23 protein-coding genes are annotated in these 24909 nt (G+C 71.7%); 13 read left to right on the top strand and 10 right to left on the bottom strand.

The features are described from left to right. Nucleotides 1-63 precede the first annotated feature (63 nt). The 4 genes from ABH926_RS04310 to ABH926_RS04295 form a co-directional block, all read right to left on the bottom strand. Nucleotides 64-1599: a hypothetical protein gene (locus ABH926_RS04310; protein WP_370363995.1), complete on the bottom strand. Its 1536-nt coding sequence runs from the start codon at nt 1597-1599 to the stop codon at nt 64-66. Nucleotides 1600-1697: 98 nt separating this feature from the next. Continuing rightward, entirely contained in the window at nt 1698-3887 is a 2190-nt protein-coding gene (locus ABH926_RS04305) for a penicillin acylase family protein (RefSeq protein WP_370363994.1), read from the bottom strand. 54 nt (nt 3888-3941) lie between these two features. Continuing rightward, a complete protein-coding gene (locus ABH926_RS04300; protein WP_370363993.1) occupies nt 3942-4235 on the bottom strand; it encodes a DUF2218 domain-containing protein in 294 nt (97 codons plus the stop codon). Nucleotides 4236-4237: 2 nt separating this feature from the next. Then, the gene (locus ABH926_RS04295) at nt 4238-4819 is read right to left on the bottom strand and encodes a class I SAM-dependent methyltransferase (protein ID WP_370363992.1); all 582 of its coding nucleotides are present in this window, start codon (nt 4817-4819) and stop codon (nt 4238-4240) included. Between the two features lie 79 nt (nt 4820-4898). Here ABH926_RS04295 and ABH926_RS04290 point away from each other — a divergent pair, with 79 nt between their 5' ends. After that, nucleotides 4899-5471, top strand: a complete 573-nt coding sequence (locus tag ABH926_RS04290; RefSeq protein WP_370363991.1) for a TetR/AcrR family transcriptional regulator — start codon at nt 4899-4901, stop codon at nt 5469-5471. A 9-nt stretch (nt 5472-5480) separates the two neighbouring features. Further along, nucleotides 5481-6074 (top strand): hypothetical protein, encoded by a 594-nt coding sequence (locus ABH926_RS04285; RefSeq protein WP_370363989.1) that lies wholly within the window; start codon nt 5481-5483, stop codon nt 6072-6074. Here the strand turns inward: ABH926_RS04285 and ABH926_RS04280 are convergent. Beyond that, nucleotides 6032-6745, bottom strand: a complete 714-nt coding sequence (locus ABH926_RS04280; RefSeq protein WP_370363988.1) for a MerR family transcriptional regulator — start codon at nt 6743-6745, stop codon at nt 6032-6034. The two genes, ABH926_RS04285 and ABH926_RS04280, sit on opposite strands and share 43 nt — an antisense overlap. Before the next feature lie 93 nt (nt 6746-6838). Here ABH926_RS04280 and ABH926_RS04275 point away from each other — a divergent pair, with 93 nt between their 5' ends. The 5 genes from ABH926_RS04275 to ABH926_RS04255 all read left to right on the top strand — a co-directional run bounded on the left by ABH926_RS04275 (nt 6839) and on the right by ABH926_RS04255 (nt 11207). Beyond that, entirely contained in the window at nt 6839-9181 is a 2343-nt protein-coding gene (locus ABH926_RS04275; protein ID WP_370363987.1) for an ATP-binding cassette domain-containing protein, read from the top strand. Next, complete coding sequence (locus ABH926_RS04270) at nt 9178-9558, top strand: hypothetical protein (protein ID WP_370363985.1); 381 nt, start codon at nt 9178-9180, stop codon at nt 9556-9558. The genes ABH926_RS04275 and ABH926_RS04270 overlap by 4 nt, the downstream gene beginning before the upstream one ends. 55 nt (nt 9559-9613) lie before the next feature. Then, entirely contained in the window at nt 9614-9688 is a 75-nt protein-coding gene (locus ABH926_RS04265) for a 50S ribosomal protein bL37 (RefSeq protein WP_370343036.1), read from the top strand. Between the two features lie 189 nt (nt 9689-9877). Beyond that, on the top strand, nt 9878-10522 hold the full coding sequence (locus ABH926_RS04260) for a hemerythrin domain-containing protein (RefSeq protein WP_370363984.1): 645 nt from the start codon (nt 9878-9880) through the stop codon (nt 10520-10522). Between the two features lie 244 nt (nt 10523-10766). Next, a complete protein-coding gene (locus ABH926_RS04255) occupies nt 10767-11207 on the top strand; it encodes an RpiB/LacA/LacB family sugar-phosphate isomerase (protein ID WP_370363983.1) in 441 nt (146 codons plus the stop codon). 176 nt (nt 11208-11383) lie between these two features. On the opposite strand, the gene ABH926_RS04250 is transcribed toward ABH926_RS04255, so the two are convergent. Continuing rightward, nucleotides 11384-12220 (bottom strand): AAA family ATPase, encoded by an 837-nt coding sequence (locus ABH926_RS04250; protein WP_370363981.1) that lies wholly within the window; start codon nt 12218-12220, stop codon nt 11384-11386. Nucleotides 12221-12311: 91 nt separating this feature from the next. Here ABH926_RS04250 and ABH926_RS04245 point away from each other — a divergent pair, with 91 nt between their 5' ends. After that, nucleotides 12312-14120 carry a CHRD domain-containing protein gene (locus tag ABH926_RS04245; RefSeq protein WP_370363979.1) on the top strand — a complete coding sequence of 603 codons (1809 nt, stop codon included), beginning with the start codon at nt 12312-12314 and terminating at the stop codon, nt 14118-14120. Between the two features lie 77 nt (nt 14121-14197). Here ABH926_RS04245 and ABH926_RS04240 read toward each other — a convergent pair whose 3' ends face one another. After that, nucleotides 14198-14869 (bottom strand): response regulator, encoded by a 672-nt coding sequence (locus ABH926_RS04240; protein WP_370363977.1) that lies wholly within the window; start codon nt 14867-14869, stop codon nt 14198-14200. A 77-nt stretch (nt 14870-14946) separates the two neighbouring features. Between ABH926_RS04240 and ABH926_RS04235 the strand changes: the two genes are divergently transcribed. From ABH926_RS04235 to ABH926_RS04225, 3 genes are read left to right on the top strand one after another with little or no spacing between them, the layout of a single operon-like run. Then, nucleotides 14947-16242: a hypothetical protein gene (locus ABH926_RS04235; RefSeq protein ID WP_370363976.1), complete on the top strand. Its 1296-nt coding sequence runs from the start codon at nt 14947-14949 to the stop codon at nt 16240-16242. Continuing rightward, a complete protein-coding gene (locus ABH926_RS04230; protein ID WP_370363975.1) occupies nt 16239-18548 on the top strand; it encodes a sensor histidine kinase in 2310 nt (769 codons plus the stop codon). Before ABH926_RS04235 ends, ABH926_RS04230 begins: the two co-directional genes overlap by 4 nt. A gap of 8 nt (nt 18549-18556) precedes the next feature. Then, nucleotides 18557-19549 carry an acetylxylan esterase gene (locus tag ABH926_RS04225; protein WP_370363973.1) on the top strand — a complete coding sequence of 331 codons (993 nt, stop codon included), beginning with the start codon at nt 18557-18559 and terminating at the stop codon, nt 19547-19549. Between the two features lie 76 nt (nt 19550-19625). On the opposite strand, the gene ABH926_RS04220 is transcribed toward ABH926_RS04225, so the two are convergent. Beyond that, entirely contained in the window at nt 19626-20417 is a 792-nt protein-coding gene (locus ABH926_RS04220; protein WP_370363971.1) for a hypothetical protein, read from the bottom strand. Nucleotides 20418-20580: 163 nt separating this feature from the next. Here ABH926_RS04220 and ABH926_RS04215 point away from each other — a divergent pair, with 163 nt between their 5' ends. After that, nucleotides 20581-21015 carry a MarR family winged helix-turn-helix transcriptional regulator gene (locus ABH926_RS04215; RefSeq protein WP_370363969.1) on the top strand — a complete coding sequence of 145 codons (435 nt, stop codon included), beginning with the start codon at nt 20581-20583 and terminating at the stop codon, nt 21013-21015. Continuing rightward, nucleotides 21012-21449, top strand: coding sequence for a hypothetical protein (locus tag ABH926_RS04210; protein WP_370363968.1), 438 nt, complete (start codon nt 21012-21014; stop codon nt 21447-21449). The genes ABH926_RS04215 and ABH926_RS04210 overlap by 4 nt, the downstream gene beginning before the upstream one ends. 24 nt (nt 21450-21473) lie before the next feature. Here the strand turns inward: ABH926_RS04210 and ABH926_RS04205 are convergent, their stop codons facing one another. Together ABH926_RS04205 and ABH926_RS04200 are read right to left on the bottom strand one after the other, a co-directional pair. Beyond that, entirely contained in the window at nt 21474-23249 is a 1776-nt protein-coding gene (locus ABH926_RS04205; RefSeq protein WP_370363967.1) for a penicillin-binding transpeptidase domain-containing protein, read from the bottom strand. A 164-nt stretch (nt 23250-23413) separates the two neighbouring features. Next, a complete protein-coding gene (locus ABH926_RS04200; protein ID WP_370363965.1) occupies nt 23414-24715 on the bottom strand; it encodes a radical SAM protein in 1302 nt (433 codons plus the stop codon). Between the last annotated feature and the right edge of the window lie 194 nt (nt 24716-24909).

The following is a 24909-nucleotide window of genomic DNA, read 5'->3' as shown; positions in this document are numbered from 1 at the left end:
GGGGGGGAGAGGGACGCAGCGATCCTTACCCGGCGCCCAGCTGTCAGAATCCTGATAGGGGCTTTACGGCGCCCGACGATCGGGTGTCCGCCGGATGCCGGTCGGCACGTCCCCGTCCGCCGCGGCCTGCACGGCCGCCCGCTCGATACCCCAGGCCAGTTCCTCGATCGCCTCCGGAGCGACGACGTGCGTGTCGAAGTGCAGCGACACAGCCAGCGCGCCCTCGGCGTCGTCGACCGTCACCGACAGCGGCTCGGTCGGCTCCGGACCCCGGTGCAGCCAGGCGAACACCGAACCGCCGCGCCGGCGCTGCGGCTCGCGCGGGTTCGGGGCGGCGGTGTTCGCGTATTCGACCCCTGGTTCGGCGCCGTGCCGGTCGTTGAAGAACATCGCCACCTCCGGCCCGCGTCCGTGGTTGGCCGCGAACCGGCCGAGCAGCGCCTCCAGCGCCTCCGGATCGAAGTAGGCGTTCTTCACCGCGGCCAGCGAGGCGCCGCGGGCCCGGTCCACGGCCTGGTCGAACGTCGTGCCGCCGAGCTCCAGCACCAGCAGCCCGCTCTGCGCCGCGAAGCACACGACGCCGGCCAGCGCCGGCCGGAAGCGGTTGCCGACCCGCGGCCGCATCAGCACCCGCTCGGTGCCGGTCAGCCGCGCGAACGCGATCGCGGTCACCGCGGTGAGCACGGCCGAGTCGTCCACCACGCACCGCGCCCCGACCGTCGCCACCGCCGAGGCCAGCGCAGGGGAGACCAGGCGCCCGGACCAGTGGCGCGGCCGTTGGGGACGGGGGCTCAGCACCGGCGGCGGACCGGCGGCCAGACGGTCCAACGCCTTGCCGAAGTACCGCAGGGTCCTGTCGCTGTGCCGCAGCCCGGTCTCCGACGCCTGCCAGGCCGCCTGCTCCAGCGGCTGCATGCCGGCCGGCTCGGCGGTTTCGCGCGCGGCCACCTCGCGGATCATCACCGCGGCGCCGCCGGCGTCGAGGGCGAGGTGGTGCATGAGGACGACCAGATGCGTGCACACGCCGCCGGCCCGCACGACCGCCATCCGGACCGGCCATTCGGTCCGCAGATCGCAGGGGCGGTGGCGGTACACGGCTTCGACGCGCGCGGCCAGCGTGTCAGGGTCCTGTCCCGGCGGGGTGTCGAAGACGTCGAGGAAGGTCTCGCCCGCCGGAGCCACGTCCTGCCAGGCGCCGTGCTCGTCGACCTCGAGCCGGGTCCGCATCGCCTGGTAGCGGCCGTGCAGATAGGCCAACTCCGCCGCGACGTCCTCCACCCGCGACCCGGGGGCCAGCGGACGGCGCCCGCCCTGCGGCAACCAGTTGCGCTGGCGCGTCATGGTCGCCCAGATGTCACGCTGGCCCCATGTCAGGGCGGCCCGCCCGAAGCCCGGCCCGTTGAACGTCACACGAATCCGCCGCGCGGGCAGCGGTTCCGGCTGGGCCCCGGCCCCGACCCCGAGCCCCGGCAGCCACACGCCGGCCAGGAAGTCCGCGTGCCGTTGCCGGGTCGCGGCGGCGTCGAGGCCACCGGCTGCATCCCGTACCAGCCATGCCTCGCCGGCCACGTCCTCTGCCACCCCGATGCCACTGCGCACCTGGCCCCCCGCAAGTCTTCGCCGCGCCGCTGCGGCAGCCCGGACCGCTGTCCCGATTCGGCCGGAGGGCCAGGATAGGGAAATGAGGGTTCTGTGATCTACCTCAGTGCCGCCCGCGCGCTCTCCGGATGCTGATCGGCTGCCGTCCCGAGCGCGATCGGCGTCCCGATCCGCTCGATCACCTCCCAGTCGAAGTGCATCGGCACGAGCTTGGCCGCGTACCACTCCTCGCTCTGCTCCGGCACCACCCAGCCGCTGCTCTCCCAGTCGCCGAGGTCGAAGACGTAGCGGGCGACCGAGCCGGAACTGGCCGCCGTGGTCTCGATCCCGTGCAGGCCGGCGGCGCGCACCGTCTCGTTGTCGCCAGGCAGCGGGCGGCCCGCGACGGCCGGCACGCCGGGCAGCAGCGCCGTGAAGCGGCACTGATGCAGGCGGCCCCAGGTCCAGTCCTCTATGTCCGGGCCGATCTCCTCGTCCAGGCGCTCCGCGGTCCGGTCCAGGGCCTGTCCGACCGCCTCGGACCAGGCGCCGAAGATGGTCTCGTCGCCTGCGCGGGCCCCGGCCAGCAGCGACTGGAACGACAGCCACAGGGTGCCGGTGCGCTGCTGGTGTGTCAGCAGGCTGGCATGCGAGTCGCCGGAGTCCGGCAGCGGCACGGTCCAGAGCAGTTCGCGGCGGGCCTCGGTGTACACCGTGGCGGCGATCGAGCCCAGGCCCATGGTGCCGTCCCAGGCGCGCAGGATCTCGAGGAGCTGCGACCGGCGGCTGCCCTCGGCGGCCTTCACGTGCTCCAGCGAGGCGATGAAATCCCGCGCGGTCAGCGAGGTCACGTCGCCGTGGATCCGCTCCATCGCGGCGCGGTCCAGCCGCCGGCCGGCGGCCACGTCCTCGCGCAGCAGCTGCAGGATCCGCGTGGCCCGCGCGGGGCCGGCGTAGTCGTGCGCGACGTACGGCGCGGTGTCGGCGCTGGGCCGGTTGTTCGCCGAGACCAGCAGCCCCTCCTCGGGGTCGCGCGCCGCCGGCATGTCGTCGAAGGGGACCCAGCCCCGCCATGCGTACTGCTGCTCCCAGCCCGGTACCGCAGCCCACGAATTCGCCTCGTCGCGGTGCGGGACGCGGCCGCGCAGCCGGTAGCCGATGGCGCCGTGCACGTCGGCCATCATCAGGTGGTCCACCGGCACCGCCCAGCCCCGCATCACCTCGTCGAGCTCGGCGACCGAGGTGGTGGTGAGCATCGGCAGCAGGCAGTCCAGGGTGCGGTCCGGTTCGGCGATGCCGGTCCAGCGCAGCGCCAGGCCGGTGTTCGCGGAGTCGTCCTGCACCACCACGCCTCCGCGCGCGCTGGTGTGGACGGTGATCCGCACCGGGTCGGCGTCCCGCACCTTGATCACCTCGGTGCGGCGCTCCAGCCGGTCCAGGTTCTCCACGAACAGGTCCTGGTCGTCGGCCATGCCGTGGGTGATTCCCCAGGCCACATAAGCGTTGTGGCCGAAGTGCGGGAAGCCGGGGACGCCGGGAAAGGACAGGCCGATCGCATCGAAGGCGTCGCAGGACACGTGGTTCTGCCAGTACGGGCCCGGGGTCTCGAACGGCCGGTGCGGGTCCCCGGCCAGCAGCGGACGCCCCGAGGCGGTGTGCGTCCCGGAGACCACCCAGTTGTTGCTGCCGGCCGCCGGGTCCGCCGAGGCCGCCACCGTCTCGACCTCGGCCAGCCCGTTGAGCCATCCGCGGACCTTCTCGCCGTGGCCCTCCGGCGGTCCCTCGGCGTCGACCCGGTGCACGGCCCCGGTCGGCACCACGACCAGCTCGTCCCGGGCGTTGGCCCGCACCCGCCACACCACCTCGGCCGGCGCCACCGGGAGCAGCGCGGTCCGGAACAGCTTGTGCGCCATGCTTCCCATGCCGACGTGCCGGCCCAGGTACACCGCGACGCTGTGCCACGGCTCCCACGGCGCCGGCGCCTCCGGCAGGTCGCAGTCGGCCAGGCTCTCGGGCAGCGCCTCGTTCACGCCCTCGGCGTACGCGGTGAACACGGCCTTGGTCTGGTCCGACAGCGCCTCATAGGAAAGGCGGGCCGCGGCCGCGAGGCCGACCCGCCGGGAGAACGTGTCGTCGGTCAGCGCCCGCGATCCGACGACCTCTGACCATGTCCCCATGGCTTTGCGGCGGACGTATTCCATCTGCAGCCCCCGGTCCAGGGCCGCGATGTGGCCCTGGGCGCGGAAGGCGCCCTCGACGGACGCCGCGCGGGCGTGGGGGATGCCGTGGTGATCGCGATAAGCCTGCATGGACAGCCATTCTCCATGGCCGTACCGGCGATGGGCAGCAGGGTCTGCCCCGGGCTACCCCCAGACCACGGTCAGGCCGTCGCGCCGGCCGACCCGCTCCAGGGTGCGGGTCACGGCTTCTTGCAGGCCTTTGAGCTGCTCCTCGTCCTCGGCGGTGATGCGGAGCCAGAGAGCTGTCGGGCCGGCTGTCAGCTCGCAGGCGGCGGTCCCGCGAGTGATGCGGCCGGTGGTGTCGGACGTGGCTTCGGTGCGCGGACCGGCATGGCGCATGCGCGAAGCGTGCGAGCACAGCTGCTGGAGATAGCGGGATGCGCGGTCGGTGGCTATGTGTCCGTTGACGGTGGGCATAGTCAGGATTCCTCTTGATGTGTAGTGGTGGTGGTGACCAGCCAGGAGGCGATGCCGTCGGGCGCGAGCTGGGAGATGCTCGTCGTCCCGCTGACCCCGATGACGGTCCAGCCGTCGGCGAACGCCTCGTCGAGGTCGGTGAGCGAGATCTTGTGCGGCGGGTCGGGCGGCCCGGTGTGCCGGTCGCTGTAGCACAGGACGTGCAGCCGTCCTCCGGGTCGTAGTACCGAACGCAGACCCGCTACGTATTCCTGGCGCTGTCGGCCTTCGAAGGAGTGGAACACCAGCGAGTCCAGGACGGTGTCGAAGCACTCCCCGAGGTCGGCCAGGTGCCGGACGTCGTACCGGAGGAACTTCGCCCGGGCCTGTAGTCCGCGCTCCCACGCCTGCCGTTCGGCCCGTTCCAAGGCCGCGGCATCCCGATCGACGCCGGTCACGCTCAGCCCCGAAGCGGCGATGAGCAGCGCGTTCTCCCCGTGCCCGCATCCCACGTCGAGCACGGCGCCGGTGAAAGCGCCGGCCTCGACCAGCTGCCGGACCGCGGGCTGCGGCCGGCCCACATCCCAGGGCGAGTGGTGTGTCATGACTCCAGTTTTTCGATACATACTGTCTCTGTCAATAACACAGTGTCTCGATAGCCGACAGGCTGTATAGCATGGAACCGTGCCCAAGATCTGGAGCGATACCCTCGCCGACCACCGCGACTCCGTCCGCGAGGCCATCCTCGACGCGACCGCGGAACTGGTCGCCGAACACGGCCTGACGGCCGTCAGCATGTCCGCCATCGCCCAGGCCGGCGGCATCGGCCGCGCGACGCTCTACAAGTACTTCCCGGACGTCGCCTCGATCCTGACCGCCTGGCACGACCGCCAGGTCGTCGAGCACATGGCCGAGCTGATGCAGGCGGCCGCCCGCGCCCAGGACGCCGACCGCCTCGAAGCGGTCCTGCGCGCCTACGCCCACCGCAACCGCCGCGACCGCGAGCACCATCACGGCGCCGACATCGCCGCCTCCCTGCACGCCTCACCCGGCGTCCACCAGGCCCACCAGCACCTCGAGCACTTCGTCAGCGAGCTGATCGCCCAAGCCGCCGCACGCGGCCGGGCGCGATCCGACGTGCCGCCCGCCGAGCTCGCGGTGTACTGCGTGAACGCGCTGAACGGGGCCGGCAGCCTGCCGTCGAAGGCGGCCGTGGAGCGGCTGGTGGCCGTCACGCTGGCAGGGCTGCGGCCCTAAGCTTGCGCCGTGAACAGTGCCGCGGACGAGGACCACGACTACAACTACGACGACGAGCTGGTCCCGTACGTGGCCTGCTGCCCGATCACACCCGAGGTGGCCGAAAGGCTCGCGGGCGTGGCCAGGCTTCCCCTCGACGACCCGGACGAGGTGGAGAGCCGACTGCTCGCCCTCGGATTCGTCGATGACGACCTTGAGATGGACGACGCGCTGGCGCGTACACCCGAAGGCCACTACGTCTTCACCGACGAACACCTGTGGGTGCCCTTCGCCTATTCCTACTACGTAGGCGGAGACCTGAACCCCGAAGACTTCTGGGGCACCCTGCCAGGCTGGAACAGTCAGGCAGGCGCGGGCCAGGAGGCCCTCGAAGCCGTGATCGAAGCGGCCGTCCAGGCCTTCACGAACGTTCTCGGCATGCCGCCGGCCGTGGACGTCCGCCAAGACAGCAAGGGCAGGCGGTACGCCGCCTGGCAGGTCGACGGCAACCGCCTGGCCGTGGCACAGACTCTGGAACCGTTCTCCTACATGCAGGACGACCATGCGGTCGTGTACATCGGTCAGGCCAAAACAGTCCCCGACCCCCGAAGCACCTCGATATAGCCCCCCAACCGCGCGGCACCCGCCAACAACGCCGCCGAACGCCGGTCGAGCGCCACGCGCCGGTCGGCCAGCGCGTCGCGCAGCGCCTGCGAACTGCCCGTGCGGCGCAGGCCGTCGATGATCGGGCGGATGCGGTCGAACAGGTAGTAGCCCTCGCGCAAGGTCTGGATGATGCGGGCGTCCCGGACGTCCTGCGCGCCGTAGACGCGGTAGCCGGTCTCCGGTTCGCGCGTCGGGGCCAGCAGGTGCGCGGCCTCCCAGACCCGCAACGCCGACGTCCGCACGCCCAGCAGCCCCGCCAGCTCGCCCACCCGGAGCCGGACCGGGGTGTCGGAGGCGGGCTCGCGCTCCACCACCACCGCCGCCAACGTGCGCTCGATCTCCACCAGCGACGCACGGCCCTGATGCAAGGCCGCGTGCGCCGCGTCCAACAGCGCCAAAGCCTTGGGGACCTCCCCGGCGCCGACCGCCTCCAGGATCGCCCGCGCGCCGGTCGCCCCGAGCCCTGGAACGAGCGCCGTGTAAGCAAGGAGAGCAGCCAGGTGCCGCTCGTCGTACCGGCGGTAGCCCGACGCGCTCCGCTCCGCCTGCGGAAGTGTGCCCGCGGCTTCCAAGTTGCGGACTTGCTGCGTCGACACACCTGCGGCACGCGCCAGATCCACAGGACGCACAGCTGTTGCCTCCCTTGTTTAAACTTCGCCGGCCCTTAGCGGCGGAGCATCGCGTAAAAGTATCAACAACCAGTTCAAAGATAGACTTTAATCATGCAAAACGTGACGGAATGGATCGAGGTCCGAGGAGCCCGGGAACACAATCTTCGGGCCGTCGACGTGGCGGTCCCCAAGCGCGCCCTGACCGCCGTGACCGGAGTGTCCGGGTCGGGCAAGTCCTCGCTGGTGTTCGACACCATCGCCGTGGAGGCACGGCGCCAGCTCAACGAAACCCTGCCCGCCTTCGTCCGGGGCTTCCTGCCGGCCCTGTCCCGGCCGGCCGTGGACGCCGTGGAACACCTGCCGGCCGTCATCCTGGTGGACCAGCGGCGGCTGCGCGGCGGCGCGCGCTCCACGGTCGGCACCATCACCGACATCGCTCCGTTGCTGCGCTTGTTGTTCAGCCGGGCCGGGGAGCCCTTGGTGCCGCACGCCGACGCCTTCTCGTTCAACATGCCGGCCGGGATGTGCCCGGCGTGTGAGGGTCTGGGCGAGGCGACGGTCGTGGACCTGGACGCGTTCCTCGACCGCTCCCGGTCGCTCGAGGACGGAGCCCTGCGCTGCGAGATCTTCGCCGTCGGCAGCCGGAACTGGCAGATCCTCGCCGGATCGGGCCGCCTGGACCCGCGGCGGCCGGTCGCCGAGTACTCCGAGGCCGAACTGCACGACCTGCTCCACGCCGACGACGGCGTCGTGGCCATGGAGTTCCAGGGCCAGGCGTACCACGCCTCCTACGAGGGCGCGGTGACCAAGTTCCGGCGGCTGTACCTGGACCAGGACCCTGAGACCCGTAGTGCCCGGACGCGCAAGCTCGTCGCGGCGTTCACCAAGACCGCAGGCTGCCCCGACTGCGGCGGCACCCGCCTGTCGCCGCTGGCGCTGTCCAGCCGGGTCGCCGGCCACACCATCGCCGACCTGTCCGCCATGCCCGTCTCGGATCTGGTGAAGACGCTGGAGGCGATCTCCGATCCGGCGATCGCGCCCCTGCTGAACGCGTTGTGGGCGCGGCTGGAGGACCTGATCGGCATCGGCCTGGGCTACCTGAGCCTGGACCGGCGCACCGCGAGCCTGTCCGGCGGCGAGGCGCAGCGGGTGAAGCTGGTGCGCCAGCTGGCTTCCAGTCTCAATGATCTGCTGTACGTGTTCGACGAACCGAGCATCGGGATGCATCCGCGCGACGTCTCGCGCATGACCGATCTGCTGCGGGCGTTACGGGACAAGGGGAACAGCGTCCTGGTCGTCGAACACGATCGGGATGTCATCGTCGCCGCCGACCACGTCATCGACATCGGGCCCGGCGCCGGAGCCGCCGGGGGCGAGATCGGCTACACCGGTGACGTCCCGGGGCTGCGCGCGTCGGCGACGCTGACCGGGCGGTTCCTGGACGAGCCGGTGCGGCTGAAGAGCTCGGTGCGCGCACCCACCGGGAAGCTGCCGGTGGTCCAGGCTGGGGCGCACAATCTCACCGGCTTCGACCTCGACGTCCCGACCGGGGTGCTGACCGTGCTCACCGGCGTGGCCGGCTCGGGCAAGTCCACGCTGGCCCACGATGTCCTGCGGGTCCAGCACCCGGCGGTGATCGCCGTCGACCAGTCGCCGCCGGGGGCCAACCGGCGCTCGACCGTGGCCACCTACGCCGGCGTGCAGGACCCGATCCGCCGGGCCTTCGCCCGGGCCAACGGGGTCGATCCGGCGCTGTTCAGCGCGAACTCGGCCGGGGCGTGCCCGGAGTGCGCCGGACTGGGGGTGATCGAGCAGGACCTGGCCTATCTGGACACGGTGGCCATCCCCTGCCCGGCCTGCCACGGCCGCCGTTTCACCGACGAGGTGCTGCGCTACCGGCTGCGCGGCCGGTCGATCGGGGACGTGCTGGAGACGACGGTGGCCGAGGCCGTTCAGTTCTTCGCCGCCGAGCGCCGGGTGTCCGCGGTCCTGGGCGCGCTGGCCACCGTCGGCCTGGACTATCTGCGCCTGGGCCAGCCGCTCACCACGCTGTCCGGCGGGGAGGGCCAGCGCCTGAAACTGGCCGGGCACCTGGCCGAGCCCGGCGGTGTCTACGTCCTGGACGAGCCGACCACCGGGCTGCACATGAGCGACGTGCGGCGCCTGCTGGCCGCGCTGGACCGGCTGATCGACGGGCACGGGGCCACGGTGATCGTGATCGAGCACAACCTCGACCTGGTCGCGCACGCCGACTGGGTGATCGATCTGGGGCCCGAGGCGGGGAACGAGGGCGGGCGGGTCCTGTATGAGGGGACGCCGGCGGATCTGGTGCGGGTCCAGGGATCGCACACCGGTGAGTACCTCCGGCGTGCGATCGAAGGAACACCTGTCGAAGACACATCTGTCGACGGCGCCTCTGTCGACGACGCCCCGGTCACGGAGGCGGCGCGGTGACCCCCGAATTCCTCGCCACCGTGGCCGATTCCGCCGGCCGGGTCGCCGACACCTTCCGGTCGCTCCCGTTCCGCGCCGACCGTCCCTACGACCCGCGCCCGGTTGCGACCGTCGCGGCCGAGGAGTTGGCTGTGTTGTGTGCCGCGGTCGCCTCGCTGGACCGGCCGCTGGTCGTCGACACGCCGACCAGGGCCGAGCCGCTCGGCGTCGACCTCGCGGGCTTGATGAGCTTCCTGCAACTGGTCGCGGTGCTCTATCACGGCCTGGACACCGTGCCGCCGGTCCTGACCGTCAGCGCCGGCCGCAACCTGTCGGCGACGCAGCTCATCGCACGCCGGGTCCGGGACCGGGCGCGCAACGAGGCGGCCCGGGTGTGAACCCATAGACTTGCGTTCTTGCCCGGGGTCACCGGGTGGAAAAAGGAGGACTGAGATGGCTAAGCGCGGTAACAAGAGGCGGGGTCGCAAGAAGAAGGGCGCGAACCACGGCAAGCGTCCCAACGCCTGACCGGTGTTTCAGGTCCCGCTCCGAGCTGCTGCTCTGGGCGGGACCTTGGCGTTTCCGGGGTCGGAGCGGGCGGATCGGCCGCATCGGCCGCATCGGCCGGATCATTGATACGCATCTCGTATCTTCTGGCACTCATGTATTATGAGTTCCGTATCAATGGGCGCGATCCGACCCGACGGAGACTTCGCTGTGAGTACCGAACCCGCCACGAGCACCACCGGCCGCATCGACTTCACCCTGATGTACGTCACCCACGACGCCTTCCGCCGCGACCTGGCCCGGCTGCGCCGCGCCGCCGCCGAGGGCCGCACCGACAGCCTCGGTGTCCGGGCCGGCTGGGCGAACTTCAAGCGCCAGCTGCACGTCCACCACACGTCCGAGGACGAGGCGCTGTGGCCGCGGGTCGAGGCCGCCGGCGCCGGCCGGGCCGACACCGCCGAGATCCTCGCCGCGATGGCCGCCGAACACGCGCACCTGGATCCGCTGCTGGAAGCCGTGGACGCGGCCCTGGAGCAGCGCACCGCGCGGCCCGCGGAGCTGGCCGACGTCGTCGCGGAGTTGGAGTCCGCGCTCGGCGGCCACATGAAGCACGAGGAGGAGGCCGCGCTCCCGTTGATCCAGGAGGTCCTGACACCCAAGGACTGGGCCGCGTTCGGCCAGGCGATTGCCCGCAAGCAGAAGCTGTCCGGTGCCGCGGCCTACGTCCCGTGGGTCATCGACGGGGCCGACGACGCGCAGCGCGCGGCGTTCTTCGGCGCCATGCCCGCCCCGGTCAAGGTCCTGAATCGGCTCTTCTGGAGCTCGCGCTACCACAAGCGCCACTCGTGGGCCTGAGGACGCCGCGCGCCCCACGGTGACGGCATCTCTTCGACGCCCGCCCGATGAGGGACGCTGGATCCTGCGCGGCAACGTCGCCTCGGCGCTGGCCGCCGCCGGCAGGATGCTCGCCGAGGCGCACCCCGACCTGCGCGCCGATGTTCGTGCCCTGATCGGCGGGGCGCCCTGTGCGGCGACTGCGTCCTGGCCCCGGTGCGTGGTCCAATGGAGTCGTAGATCGCGACGGACGAGGAGCGGAACCATGCGCATCGCGGTGTCGGCGGACGAGGTGGCCGGGGTGGCCGCGCAGATCGGCCCGGAGCTGGAGCGCCGCGGCCACTCGGTGCTGCTGTTCGGCGCGCTGGCACCGGGGGAGCGCGCGGACTGGGCCTGGTGCTCGGAGGCCGCCGCGCGCGCTGTCGCCGAAGGACGTGCCGACCAGGCGGTGGTGGCGTGCTGGACCGGCGCCGGCGCCTCGATCGCGGCCAACAAGGTGGACGGCGTCCGGGCCGCGCTGTGCACGGACGCCGTGATGGCCGACGGGGCCCGCAAGTGGGCCGACGCCAACGCGCTGGCCCTGAGCCTGCGCCTCACCTCGCAGCCGCTGCTGGTGGAGATGCTCGACGCCTGGTTCGCCGGCGAGCCGAGCGCCGATCCGGTGGACGCCGCGAACGTGGCGCACGTCGCGGAGATCGAGAGCTAGTACGAGCTGGAGCTAGAAGTCCTGGTTCGAGGCCCGACTCATTCCCTGGCTGGCACCCTGGAACCGAGCTGAGGGCGGAAACACCGCGGCGCAGACCTCCTCAGGCGACAGCCGCCCGTGGACGTATCTCAGCTCACGTTGACGCACCGACCTCGCCACCCCGTTTGGGTTGGCATCTAGTGCCGCGGAGCCAGGAACGGAGCCGAATCCCGAAGTGAGAGCTCGAGGAAGTCGGCCACCGCCATCTCGACCATCACCTCGCACTCGGTCCGATCGCACTCGCACATAAAGGTGCTGACAGCCTCACCGAAGTCGCCCGAACCCGGCCGCGCGAAGTAGTCCACATACCGCTGCACCTCAGCGCGGTTGGCGTACCGCAGCAAAGCCCATCGCTGCTCAGCGCTCGAAGCCGTCGGGCCCTGAGCCAACTCCGCGGCGAAGCAACCCTGCACCGCCTCGACGACCTCGTCGACCGACATCCCGTCCACGACCAGCCGCGGCGCCCCGGCCCGCGCCACCGCTTCGGCGATCACCGCCCCGAGCAGCAGGTACAGCTCCGGCACCGGACCCGGCGCGTGCCGCCGCTCCAGCCGGGCCCGCTGCTGCTCCGGCGAGAGCGTCAGCCACAACGCGCGCCCGCCGGCCGGCACGATGTCCGGCAGGACCTGCGTCCCCTCGGCGATGGCCAGCGGTGAGGCCGGTAGTGCCCGCAGGTCGTCGACCGTCATCGGCCCGCGCTCCCGCTGCAACGACATCGACAGCTGCTCCCGTACCGGCCGGGCCGCACGTTCGGTCGGCGTCAAAGCATCGAACAACAATGCCGCCGCCACTCCCGCCCTAGCGGCCCGCTCCCGATGCGCCCACGTGTACGTGTCCGAGCGGTACCACCGCAGTCCCCAACGCCGCGCGATGATCCGCGCGACTGTGCTCTTGCCCGCCCCCGGTACCCCGCCGAGCCACAGCACCCCCGGCCCAGGGGTGCAGGCACCCCCTTCGCTTCCACATGCCTGCATGATCGAATCCGTTCCGCCGTGAGCCGATGCTGGTACCAGCCTTTCAAACCGGCGCACTCCGGACGCCGGGGGCACGTCCCAGGGGGAAATCATGCGGGCCACCACTTCCAGCACCAGGGTCAAGGGCGTCGGCGCGGCGACCCTCGCCGTCGTCGCCGTCACCGGGACCGTCATCGGTCTGGGCCTGAACGGCACGGCCAAGACCGGCACCGCCGCCGCCTCGGGCGCCCCGGGCTCCGGTACCTCGATGTCGATGTCCGGCGCGCCGGCCGACAACGGGCAGGCCGTCATCGCCGAGGCCGCCGGCTTCGTGCAGCCGGACACCTACGCCTTCAAGACCGTCGGCGACAACGCCGACCCGACCTTCAACCAGCTGCTCGGCATCAACAGCCAGGGTGTCATCGCCGGGTACTTCGGCTCCGGGGCCGCCGGTCACCCGAACCGGGGTTACACCGTCCACGGCAACGCGTCCTCCTTCGTCAAGGAGGACTTCCCCGGCTCGGTGCAGACCCAGGTGACCGGGCTGAACGACCGCGGCGTGACCGTCGGCTTCCTCTCGCACGCGAACAACGCCAACCAGGTCAACGACAACGAGGGCTGGTACTCCCTGGACGGCCGGTTCCACCAGGTCGTCTTCCCGGCTTCCAGCAACGCCTCGCCGCCGGTCGAGCAACTGCTCGGCGTCAACGACTCCGACATCGCAGTGGGCTTCTACACCGACGCGGCCGGCAACAGCCACGGCTTCCGCTACGACATCAACCGCCACACCTTCCACGACGTCGTCGTCTCCGGCGCCACCAGCACCACCGCCGCCGCCATCGACGGCCGCGGCGACGTCGCCGGCTTCTACACCGGCGCCAACGGCAACCAGAGCGGTTTCCTGCTCACCGCCGCCGGCAGGCTGACCCCGCTGAACTTCCCCGGCGCGACCATGACGCAGGCGCTCGGCGTCAACGACAAGGGCGAGGTCGTGGGCCTGTACCAGACCGGCACCGGCGACACCGCGCAGACCCACGGGTTCACCTGGACCGCCAAGCAGGCCTACCTGACCGTCGACGACCCCAGCGGGGTCGGCGGCACCACCGTCAACGGCGTGAACGACGCCGGCACCCTGGTCGGCTTCTACGTCGACGCCCAGGGCGACACCGACGGCATGCTGGCCACGCCGCAGAAGACGACGACCACGCGCCACCTGTCGCTGAACCCGATGCCGCAGGGCTCGGTGACCCTGGGCACCGACCACTCCGGCATGCTGACCGCTCAGGTGTCAGCCTTCGGATTCACCCCGGGCTCCCGGCACACCGCCGAGATCGTCGTCCCCGGCCGCGCCAAGCCGGTCGCCACCCTCGCCCCGCTGACCGCCGACGCCACCGGCCGGATCGAGCAGACCGTGACGACCGCCGGCGCGATCACCCGCCTGCCGTCCGGCAGCCGCTTCCAGATCCTGCTGGGCACCGGTACCGACGCGCTGTCCGCGCAGCCGATCGCCCAGAGCCGGTCCCTGCCGCAGCGGCCCTCCGGCGACGACCCGATGCCGCTGCAGGGCGTGGACGTGAAGTCCGACACCCGGCTGAACGGCAGTGCCACGCTGGTGTTCGACTCCGCCACCCGCCGGCTGACGGTCACCGTGGACGCCTCCGGCCTGACCCCCGGCGCCCACGCCGCGCACATCCACCTGGGCAGCTGCGCCAGCCAGGGCGCAGTGCAGTACATGCTGACGGACCTGCACGCGAACGCACGCGGCGAGGTGGTGCACCAGACGCAGACCATTGACAACGTCGCCGCCATGCCCGCGCCGGGCACCGCCTATCTGAACGTGCACCTCGGCGACATGAACTCGATCGTGGCGAACGGCCAGCCGACCGCGGCCTTCCGTCCGCTGCTGTGCGGGAACATCTGATGATCGCCTCTGCCCACCCGGGACGCCGCAGCACTGCGGCGTCCCGCCCGCGTGCGCGGCGGACAAGCTCAAAAGCCTCAGGCCGAACGGGCGTCCAGCAGCTGCAGGACCGCGGCCACCCGGCGGTCCAGACCCTGATCCGCGCCCAGTCCCAGCTTGGAGAACAGGGCATTGATGTGTTTCTGCACCGCCCGCTCGGTCAGGAACAGCGCCTCGGCGATCGCGGTGTTGCTCTTGCCCTGCGCCATCTGCTCCAGCACCTCCCGCTCCCGGTTGGTCAGCTCGGCCAGCGGCGAGCGGTCGTCGGCCCGGCGCTTGCGATCGACCAGCGCCTCCACCAGCACCGGATCCAGCGCCGAGCCGCCGGAGGCGACCTGCTGCAGCGAGCGTTCCAGTTCCGCGACGTCGCCGATCCGCTCCTTGAGCAGGTAGCCCGCGCCGGTGGCGCCGTCGCGCAGCAGTTCGTACGCGTACTGCGGATCGGCGTACTGGGTCAGCAGCACCACGCCGGTCCCCGGGTAGCGCGCGCGGATCACGGCCGCGGCCTTCAGCCCGTCGGTGCCGTTCTCCGGCGGCATCCGGATGTCGGTGAGCACCACGTCCGGCCGGTGCTCGGCGACCGCCGCCAGCAGCGCCTGCGCGTCGCCGACGGCCGCCACCAGCTCCACGCCGTCCAGCGCGTCGAGCAACGCCGCCGTCCCGGCCCGCAAGAGGTAGTTGTCCTCGGCGAGCACGACGCGGATCGCCATGGTCTCCCCCTGGGTACTCGTGTTCTCATGGCGTGGCACGTGGACCACTTCGGCACGCGGCGAGAAGGTGATGCGTGATGTCCGGCGGAACGACGCGGCCCGGTCTGGACCGGGTGCCGGCGGCCCTGCGCCTCGCGGAGTGGACCGCGGTCGCGGTCTTCGTCATCGCAGTATATGAAGTAATCGTCGCCGGGGGAGTGGCGCTGTGGCCGGATGCCGACGACGCCTGGATCCTGGCGCTGTGGGTGGGCGCGGCGGTGATCAGCGCCTCGGGGATGACGGCGGTCCGCGGCGCGGTGCGCGCGGCCTTCGTCCGGTTCCGGCCCTCGGCCGCCGGGCCCTACGCGACCCTGGTGTCCTTCGCCTCGGGGGCGTCGGCCGCGCCGGTGGAGGAGACGCTGCCGCGCCTGGCCGAACTGGTGGCGCGCGGGACCGGGGCCCGGCGGGCCGAGGTGTGGCTGGCCGACCCGGCCGGCGGTTTCCGGCGGGCGTCGAGCTGGCCGGCGCGAACCGGGCAGAGCCTCGGGGTCGCCGATGTCGCCGAAATCGCCGAACTGTCGCAGGGCCGTGAGGTCCTGCCGGTCACCGACGGCGGCGAACTGCTCGGCGCCATCACCGTCGCAGCCTTCGACGACGACTCCTTCACGCCGCGCGACCTGCTTCTGGCCTCCGACGTGGCCAACGCCGCAGGACTGCTGGTGCGCACGGCCGATCTCGAAGCCCGCCTGATCGACCGGGTCCGCGCCGAATCGGAGCAGGCCGAGATGCTGCGCGCGTCCCGGCGCCGCGTCGTGGCCGCCCGCGACGTGGCGCGCGAGCAGATCGGTCGACAAGTCCAATCAGAGGTCTGCGACCCGTTGGAAGCGCTGATCGGCCGGATGGCGGGGCTGCACGAGGAGATCGCCGAGATGCGGGACGAGCTGCCGGCGATGATCGCCGAGGCCGAGACCGTCATCACCCGGTTCCGCCGGGTGGTGCGCGGCGTCTATCCGTCGGTCCTGGCCGACCACGGATTGCCGGCCGCCCTCGGCAACCTGCTGGAGACCGTCGAGCGGCCCACAGCACTGCACGCCGAGGATCTGCCCCGGTGCCCGGCGCGGATCGAGGCCTGCGTCTACTTCTGCCTGGCGACCATGGTGCGCGGCTGGCCGGACGGCGATGAGCGGCTGCGGATAGCCGTGACGGCGGCGGACGGCCGACTGCGCGTCACACTGATTGACTCACAGGCCCTTGACATGGCCGACGTCGCCGCACCGGCCGTGCTGGAAGCGGTCGGGGACCGGATCGCGGCCCTGGACGGCACGCTGACGGCCGGCACCGAATCCGACGGCCTGCACCTCGTGATCGACGTGCCCGCGACGGAGCCGGAATGACTGACGCCACTGCCGAGAAGGCCGCCGCCGCCCAGCGGGCCGAGAAGGCCGCAGCGACCGCAGCGACCGCAGCGACCGCAGCGCCCCCGGCGCCCCCGGCGGCCGCCCCGCCCCGCCTGCTGGCCGAGGCCGCCTGGTACACCCTGGCCACGGCCTACCTCCTGTTCGTGCTCAGCTGGCTCGGCGTCGGCCTGCTGTGCGCGATCGCGGCGCACGACCCGGCGCTGCATCAGTGGGCTGTCACGGCGGCGGCCGCAGGACACGGCCCCACCGACAGAGCCGTCGGCCGCGGCCTGCTCGCCGGGATCGGGCACAGCACGTCGCCGGCCGATACCGTCCTGGACTACACGTTCAGCACCGTCAACCTGGCCACGGCCGGACTGCTGGTGGTGCTGGGCCGGCGCGACCGGACCGTGCGGCTGTTCGCGATCGGGATGGCCGGGGCGGCCGGCGCGTTCAACCTCCAGGCGCACGCCGCGATCGAGGCCATGGCCTCCGCCTGGGGCGTCCGGATCGGCTGGTGGCACTCGGCGCTGCTGCACGGCGTCGGGGGAGTGGCCTACGTGGCGGCCCTGCTGGTCTTCCCGGACGGCCGGATGCCGTGGCGCGGGAGCCGGTCCATCAGGGCCCTGACCGGGATCGCCGTCGGCGGCACCCTGGCCCTGCTGGCCGTCTCGACCGCCGACTACCCCCACACCGTCACCTTCGTGCTCTTCTTCGGCGTGCTGACGCCGGTGGCCGGCGTCGCCGCGCAGCGCTGGCGGATGGCCCAGGCCGTGGACGCCGAACAACGCCAGCAGTCTCGGGTCCTGCTGTGGGCGCTGGGGCTGTCCTTCGGCGTCGCCGCCGTCCTTGCCGCCGCGGCGATCGCGGGCCGGGTCGTGGACGCGCCGGGGCTGGCCGGCATCGCCTCCCGGACCACCACCTTCTGGATCTTCCGCGCGGTCTTCACGGCGCTGCCGATCGCGGTGTTGGCCGCAGTCCTGCGGTTCCGCCTGTGGGACGCCGAGCGCTTCTTCAACAAAACCCTGATCTACGGGTCCCTCGTCGCGCTCACCGGCGCCGGCTGGGTCTTCGGCGTCGTGCGCGTCGACGCGCTGTTCGGGCTGTCGAACGACTGGACCGCACCGCCGCAGCTGGTCGGGATGGGACTGCTCGCGCTGGCCGTGCAGCCGGTGCGGATCGGCCTGCAGAAGCTGGCCGACCGCCTGGTCTACGGCCGGCGGACGCCGCCCTACGAAGTGCTGGCCGCGGTGTCGGCGATGTCGCAGCGCAGCGGCCCGGCCGACCGAACACTGCGCGCGCTGGCGCGGACCGTGGCCGAAGGACTGTCCGTGCCCTCGGCGACCATCGCGGTGACCGTCTCTGACCCTGAGCAGGTGTCCTACTGCTGGCCGGCCTCGACGCCGGGGGCGGACATCGCAGGACCCGAAGAACCCCACTGGACACCGCTGGACTACCAGGGCGAAACCGTCGGCGCGATCGGCATCCCGCCGGACGCCCACCGCTCGCTGGCCCCGGACCGCCGGCGGCTCCTGGCCGACGTGGTACCCGCCGCCGGCGTGATCGTCCACAACGCCCGGCTCACCATCGACCTCGAACACCGGCTGCACCGCATCGAGGAGCTGTCGGCCCAGGTGCGCGCCTCGCGGTGGCGCATCGTCGCGGCGCAGGACGGCGAACGCCGCGAGCTGGAACGCGATCTGCACGACGGCGCGCAGCCCGAACTCACCGCCGTCCGCCTGGCCCTCGGCCTGCTCGCGCACGCCGCCCGGCCCGGCGGCGACCCCGAGGCCGTCCGCGCCGCCGCCGGCCGCGCGGTCGCGCAGACCGAGGCCGCGCTGGCCGGGCTGCGACGCACGATGCGCGGCCTGGACCCCCGCGTCCTCGGGCAGGAAGGGCTGGTCGCCGCGCTGCGGGAACGCGCCGAGAACCTCGCCTGCGCCACCCGCTTCGAGCTCCCCGAGGGGGTGGCGGCCCGGCGATTCGAACGCTCGATCGAGGCGGCGGTGTACTACTGCTGCTCCGAGGCGATGCAGAACGCTGCCAAACACTGCCCGGGAACCGAGGTCGTGGTCCGGCTCAGCGTCCGACCCGGCATTGCCCCAGGAGGTGGAGACGAGAGCCGATTGGCTTTCGCCGTCACGGATTCCGGTCCCGGCTTCGACGTCGACGCCGCCTCCCAGCAGGAACCCGGCGGCCTGGTGAACATGGCCGACCGGATCGCCGCGGCCGGAGGCGAGGTGCGGATCACCTCGGTTCCGGAGTCCGGGACGACGGTCAGGGGCTGGGTACCGTGCCCATAGCATGAAGCATGAAGATCAACCGGCTGTCCCGCAGCGCGGGCGTCCCGCACCACCCGTTCCCGTTCGACCCGGCCTACGGTCTGGACCTCGACGCCCTGCTGCGGGTCGGCGCGCCCGAGGACGCACCGGGGGACTTCGCCGAGTTCTGGCAGGGCCTGCACCGGCGCGCGCTGGCCACCCCGGTCGAGCCGCGGCTCGGGGCCAGGAGCGGGACCACCGCCGACGGGCTCGACGTCTTCGAGGTCTCCTTCACCTCGCTGGGCGGCGTGCGGATCGGCGGCTGGGTCGTGGCCCCGGCCGACGGCGCGGTCGAGCGCGGGTTCGTCGTGGGCCACGGCTACGGCGGCCGCGACGCTCCGGACCCGCGACTGCCCGCGCCGCGCGCGGCCGGGATCTATTTCGTGGCGCGGGGATTGCCGACCGGGACTGTGCTGCCCGGCGTCCCCTCGGAGGCGGCCGGACACGTGCTGCACGGCCTCGAGTCCCGCGACGACTACATCATCGGCGGCTGCGTCGCGGACATCTGGTGCGCGGCGACCGCCCTGACCGAGCTGTTCCCGGGCACCGCGCGGCGCCTGGACTACAGCGGCGTCAGCTTCGGCGGCGGGACCGGGGCGCTGGCGCTGCCGTGGGACGAGCGCTTCACGGCGGCGCACCTGCTGGTCCCCACCTTCGGCAACCACCGGCTTCGGGTGACGCTGGAATGTGTCGGCAGCGGCGCGGCCGTGCGCGAGCGCTACCTGGAGGATCCGCGGGTGCTGGAGGTGCTGGCGTACTTCGACGCCGCGACCGCCGCGCGCCACGTGCGGATCCCGGTCCAGGCGGTGCCCGCGCTGTTCGACCCCTCGGTGCCGCCGCCCGGCCAGTTCGCGGTGGTGAACTCGCTGGCCGGTCCGGTCGACGTGCGGGTCGCGACCGCAGGGCACTTCACGGGCTTCGCCGAGTACGAGCAGGAGAATCTGGAGCTGGACCGCGCCATGAGGGAGTTCTTCGCGGAGTAGGACGCAGGGTCCTTATGCGCGCGGCGAGACCGGCTTGGTCGCCGTCGGCGCACCCGGGACCCCGGCGGCGCCGTCCTCACCACGAACTCCCCGCCAAAGCCTCCCGCAGCCGCGGCATCACCACGTCGACCTGGGCCAGGGCCCCGATGTGGTCGTGCCCGGCCAGCTCGATCACCTCGAATCCCAGGTCGCGCAGCCGCGGCTCGTCGGCCTGGTCGTGCCGGGCGATGGCGGCGTCGCCGGCGTGGTCGGACATGCGGCACTCCGGTTCGCAGTCCTGGCTGCCGTACCAGAGGATCTTCGGGCCGGGCAGCGCGGCCAGCGCCGCCCGGTCGTCGCGGGCGTCGCGGGCGGCCCACTGGCGGAACATCAGGCGGCCCAGGTGGTGGTCGCCGGCCTGGTCCGGCAGGCCGGCCTGGACCAGCGCGGCGCGGGCGCCCTCCTCGAAGCCGAGCCAGTAGTCGAAGTCCGCCAGCAGCGGGAAGCCGCCGACCAGCAGCCCGCGGGTGCGGTCGCTGAGCGGGGCCAGGAACCCGGCCAGCGCGGCCATCCCGGCGTAGCCGGCCAGCACGAAGCCGTCCAGGCCCGCCGCGTCGGCGACCGCGTGCAGGTCCGCGACCTCCATGCGCGTCGGGTACTCCGTGAAGTCAGGACCCTGCCACGCGCCGCCGGCGCCCGGCTCGTCCTCTGTCTCTCCGACGACCCGCCGCGGCTTGTAGCGCACCACCCGGTACGTCTCGGCCAGCGCCGCCCCCAGCGCCGCGAACTCGCCCCGGTACCGCACCGGGAACACGATCCCGGCGGCGTCGTGCGGCCCGGACGCCTCGTACCACAGGGTGTAGCCGTCACTCGTCTGGATCAGCGCCATCGCGGCCTCCCGGAATCCCCGCCCCTCGCCCGGCCAGGGCGAAATCGAACCCCTGTTTCATACCACTGTCACCCTCGGCGCACAGAGCCGGTATCTGAGCTGGACGCCGGGTGAAGGGAAACCCGGTGGCGACATATGCTACGGAACAGTATTATCCATTTCCGTGAAGACCGAATCCGTACCACCGGCGCCCTCGGCTCTCCTCGCCCTCCAGCGCGCCACGCACGCGACCCTGCAGACGCTGGCCGCCGAACTGGTCGACCTGGACCTCACCCCGTCGGAGACCAACGCCCTGGCGAACCTCGCCGACGGCCGCGGCCGCACCGTCTCCGAACTCGGCGCCGCGATCGGCAGCAAGCCGACCACCCTGACCGGCGTCCTGGACCGCCTGGAGCGCCGCGGCCACATCACCCGCGGCGCCCTGGCCGGCGACCGCCGCTCGGTGCTGATCGAGCTGACGCCCTCGGGCCGCACCACCGCCGCCGCGGTGCTGGGCACCATCGCCGATCTGGAGCGGCGCGCCCTGGGGGATCTGGGCCCTGAGAAGGTCGCGGCGTTCCACGAGGTGCTGCGGGCGCTGACGGAGGCCTCGCGATGAGCTTCCAGACCCTGTTCGCCGAGGTCACGGCCGGGAACCAGCACTTCGGGCACCGGCAGCACGTGCACCTGACCTGGCTCGCGGTGCGGCGCTACGGCACCGAGGAGGCGATCGCCGTGGTGAGCGATGGCATCCGCCAGACGGCCCGCTACGCCGGGGCGCCGCAGAAGTACCACGCGACCGTCAGCCGCGCGTGGGTCGAGGCGGTCGGCCACCACGCCGCCGAGCACCCGGACGAGGACTTCGCGGCGTTCGCCGACGCGAATCCGGCCTTGCTGGACAAGCGATTGCTGTCCCGCTTCTACTCATCGGCCCTGCTGGCCTCGGCGCCGGCGCGGACCGGCTGGGTGGAACCGGACCGGGAACCCTTCCCGTGGCAGACGAAGGTCCCGTCGCCGACGGACATCGTCGGCGGCGGGACCGGGACTGCTTAGCGGATCAGGGCCCGCCTACCGGGTTCAGCGATACCCGAGGGTGTTCAGCGCCTTGTCGATCGCCGGCGCGGCCGCGTCGATCCCGAAGCCGCCGTTGAGCACCAGCGCGCCGAAGGCGATGTCGTCCTTCTTGTCGAAGACGATCATCCAGCTGTCGGTCTTGCCGGTCTTGGGGGTGTCGCCGGACTCCGCGGAGCCGGTCTTGCCGGCCAGGTCGGAGGTGCCGGGGAACTTGCCGACGGCCGTCCCCTGGTCGGAGTAGATGACGCCGTGCATCAGGGTCGTGAGCTGGCTGTCCACGTTCGCCGGCAGCGCGGTGGCGCTGATCTGCGGGGTGCCGGGCACCAGGATCGGCTGCTTGAAGGAGCCGTTGCAGACCGTGGCCGCGACCGAGGCCATGGTCAGCGGGGACATCGTGATGTTGCCCTGGCCGAAGGCGTCGCGGGCGAACAGGCCCTGGCCGTCGGCGGGCGGGACCTGCTGGTCGCCGCCGGTGCCGTAGGTGGCCGGGCCCAGGCCCAGGTCCCACTTCTGGTTCATGCCGAAGTAGTTCTTGGCCTCGTTCGCCAGCGCGGTGTAGTCGTTGCCGAGTTTGCCGTCCAGCGCCAGGTGGACGAACGCGGTGTTGCACGACTGCTCGAAGGCGGCGGTCAGGTCGGCGTTCTTGATCCCGTTGCGCAGGCTCGAGTCGTTGTTGATGACCTGGCCCTCGACCGTGGCGTTGGGGCTGCAGTTCACCGGCTGGCTGGTCTGCAGGCCCTGCTGGAGCGCCAGCGCCGTGGTGATCACCTTGAACGTGGAGCCCGGGGCGCGCTGGGCCTTGTACGACAGCGAGGGGAAGCCCGTGTCGTTGCTGGCCATGCCCAGGATGTAGCCGGTGTCGGGCTGGATCGCGACCATGCCCGAGTTCGGGTACGCCTTCAGCGCGTTCTCGATCGCGGACTGCACGTTCGGGTTGATCGTGGTCTTGACCGACACCGTGGTTCCGCTGGAGGTGCCCAGCGGGAAGACCCCGGCCTTGGTGTCCGCGGTGCCGCTCTTGGGGTCGACGAACTCGACGGTGAGCTGCGTCGGGGTGGTGTTCGCCGGGACGTGGGTGGACAGCGCGTTGACGGCCCCGGCCAGCGTCGGGTGCGCCGTGGTGTCGATCGTGGTGCCCTTGGAGTCGGTGACCGTCTGCTTCGGCGGCACCGCCTTCAACACGTCGGTCGGGCCGAGCTGCGGGTTGATGACCGAGGAGGTCCAGTGCACGACCGGCGCGCCGGAGGGGCCCTGGACCAGCTCCAGGCTCGAGTCGTAGTTCCAGACCAGATTGTTGCCGAAGTCGGCGGCGGCCTTGAAGGCGAACTTGGCCAGCGGCGCGGCGGCGGTCGAGGACGGCGCGGCACCAGAGGAGGCCGTCGAGCCCGAAGCCGGCGAGCCCGGCGCCGAGGACGAGCCCGCGGTCGCCCCGGAGGAGGCGTCCTGCTGGGAGCCCAGGGTCAGCGTCATCGTCTTCGGGGTCAGCGAGCCCATCACGGCCGTCAGCCGCGTCGTGGCGTTGTTCGCGTCGTCGGTGAGGGCGCCGGCGCTCTTGAAGTCGCCGCTGCTCCACGCGGTCAGGAACGCCTGCGCCACGCTTTGCGGGCTGGCCTGCGGGGAGGAACTGGTGCTCGCGCCCGGCCCGCCGCCCTTGCCGTCGGCCGAGGAGCCCGACTTGCCGCTGCTGCCGAACAGCCCGCAGCCGCTGGTGGTCAACAGGGCCGCGGCGCTCAGGCCGCCCGCCGCAATCCGTATCGCCGTGATTCGCCGCCCCGTCATACGTTCCACTCCCCAGTTTGCCTCGGCTGACCCGCCCGAAGGCAGTAGCGGCCAAATTACACTGTCAAGGCTTTCAGGGCGGATCCAGGGCGCTTCTTTGTTCGATTTGTCAAGGTTGGAAGGGTCCGGCCCCGGATGGGGACCCGCGGCCGGACCCGGGTACCTCAACTCGTGCGGATGACGTCCATGAAGGCGCTCACCGAGAACTCGGCGTTCCCGGCGCCGGGCCGGCCGTAGCCGGGCGGGACCGGCAGCGCGTACTTCTCGAAGGTGTCGCGCCAGGCCAGCAGCAGCTTCACGAAGTACTCCAGCGACGGGCCCTTCTGCCGGCCCAGGTTGCTGGTCGGCTCCGGGCACCAGGTGGTGAACCGCGGCATCACGCCGTGGCTCATGAAGAAGTCCAGGCCCTCGGTGGTGGAGGCGATCGCCTTGTCGACGTCGGTGAAGCCGTGCGGCTCGGCCATCTCCACGCCGCCGACGAAGTTCGGGATGACGTTGGTGGCGCCGAAGACGTCGGCGGAGTCCAGGATGCGCTTGACCCACTCGTCGCGGCCGACGTAGCGGTCCTTGCCCGGGCAGATCCAGCTGAACATCTCGGCGTCCCACACCTCGTAGTTCGGGTGGTAGACGCGGTAGCCGGCGTCGAAGAGCATCTTCACCTCGTCCAGCGGCAGCGCCTGGACCACGGCCTTGGGGATCCAGCGGCCGGCGAAGCGGGACTCGATGGCCTCGGCGAAGCGCGCGTAGAACTCGCCCTCGCGCATGCCGTCCAGCTTCTTGGTGATCGAGCCGCCGGTGACCGTGTAGGCCTTGGTGACGGTGTCGTACTGGTTGATCAGCGACATCGCCTCGACGATGTCGTCGATCTCCTTGACCGCCGTGTACTCCCGGCCGTTGGCGCGCTGCTGCCGGAAGTTCTCGTTCAGGTCGCAGAACCGGCACTCCTCGTCCCGGCCCCAGTACTGGCACAGCCGGTAGACGGTGAGGTACACCAGGTAGCCCCACTCGATGGCCGGCGCGATCTCGCTGATCTTCTTACCCGAGGACAGCCGGTGCTCGTAGTAGCCCGGGATCGGCGGGAACTCCAGGTCGGCCAGGAACACCCCCTCGCAGTTCAGCGCGAGCTTGCCGTCCCGCAGTTCCACCACATAAGGGCTGTCCGGTGCCACCCGGGTGGAGACCACGGTGCGCCGCAGGTCGTAGGGCCCGCCGGTCATCCGGATCTCCTCCGGCGCCCGGAACTGCGCGTGTTCGGCCATCTCCGCCACCGGCACCAGGTCGAAGGTGAAGATGAAGTAGTCCTTGGGTTTGTAACCGCTGGCCACCCTGAGCGCGTCAGGGCTGAAGGCCAGGCCCTGGCGCAGGATGTCCTGCTTGATAATCGCCTCGACCGGGAGATCCGGGAACTCCCCCATCATGCGTTCCAGCTCGCGTGTCGTCGCCCCGTCCGCTGTGACAGCGACCATCTTGGACCTCGCTTCCGCCTATTCCGGATAAGGTCTTGAATATCTCATGGGTTACAAGTCGGCACCCGGAGTGGGGGGCTCAGCTGGCGCTGCGAGGCATCGGCTGCGACGGCTTTTCCAGGGCCGGGAACGGCAGTTGTGCACATTCGGTGTCGATCGCCTCCTCGGCAGTGCGCTGAGCTTGCTCAAGCCCC

The organism is Catenulispora sp. GP43 (assembly GCF_041260665.1).
Taxonomy (GTDB): Bacteria; Actinomycetota; Actinomycetes; order Streptomycetales; family Catenulisporaceae; genus Catenulispora.
This window is presented reverse-complemented; position numbering and strand designations above follow the sequence as displayed.

What these genes read in the sequence shown, in the direction of transcription:
- ABH926_RS04205 (WP_370363967.1), bottom strand. Translation starts at nt 23,249, where the DNA reads ATGACGGGGCGGCGAATCACGGCGATACGGATTGCGGCGGGCGGCCTG.
- ABH926_RS04235 (WP_370363976.1), top strand. Translation starts at nt 14,947, where the DNA reads ATGTCCGGCGGAACGACGCGGCCCGGTCTGGACCGGGTGCCGGCGGCC.
- ABH926_RS04250 (WP_370363981.1), bottom strand. Translation starts at nt 12,220, where the DNA reads ATGCAGGCATGTGGAAGCGAAGGGGGTGCCTGCACCCCTGGGCCGGGG.
- ABH926_RS04295 (WP_370363992.1), bottom strand. Translation starts at nt 4,819, where the DNA reads ATGACACACCACTCGCCCTGGGATGTGGGCCGGCCGCAGCCCGCGGTC.
- ABH926_RS04305 (WP_370363994.1), bottom strand. Translation starts at nt 3,887, where the DNA reads ATGCAGGCTTATCGCGATCACCACGGCATCCCCCACGCCCGCGCGGCG.
- ABH926_RS04220 (WP_370363971.1), bottom strand. Translation starts at nt 20,417, where the DNA reads ATGGCGCTGATCCAGACGAGTGACGGCTACACCCTGTGGTACGAGGCG.
- ABH926_RS04240 (WP_370363977.1), bottom strand. Translation starts at nt 14,869, where the DNA reads ATGGCGATCCGCGTCGTGCTCGCCGAGGACAACTACCTCTTGCGGGCC.
- ABH926_RS04300 (WP_370363993.1), bottom strand. Translation starts at nt 4,235, where the DNA reads ATGCCCACCGTCAACGGACACATAGCCACCGACCGCGCATCCCGCTAT.
- ABH926_RS04225 (WP_370363973.1), top strand. Translation starts at nt 18,557, where the DNA reads ATGAAGATCAACCGGCTGTCCCGCAGCGCGGGCGTCCCGCACCACCCG.
- ABH926_RS04230 (WP_370363975.1), top strand. Translation starts at nt 16,239, where the DNA reads ATGACTGACGCCACTGCCGAGAAGGCCGCCGCCGCCCAGCGGGCCGAG.
- ABH926_RS04200 (WP_370363965.1), bottom strand. Translation starts at nt 24,715, where the DNA reads ATGGTCGCTGTCACAGCGGACGGGGCGACGACACGCGAGCTGGAACGC.
- ABH926_RS04210 (WP_370363968.1), top strand. Translation starts at nt 21,012, where the DNA reads ATGAGCTTCCAGACCCTGTTCGCCGAGGTCACGGCCGGGAACCAGCAC.
- ABH926_RS04275 (WP_370363987.1), top strand. Translation starts at nt 6,839, where the DNA reads ATGCAAAACGTGACGGAATGGATCGAGGTCCGAGGAGCCCGGGAACAC.
- ABH926_RS04245 (WP_370363979.1), top strand. Translation starts at nt 12,312, where the DNA reads ATGCGGGCCACCACTTCCAGCACCAGGGTCAAGGGCGTCGGCGCGGCG.
- ABH926_RS04255 (WP_370363983.1), top strand. Translation starts at nt 10,767, where the DNA reads ATGCGCATCGCGGTGTCGGCGGACGAGGTGGCCGGGGTGGCCGCGCAG.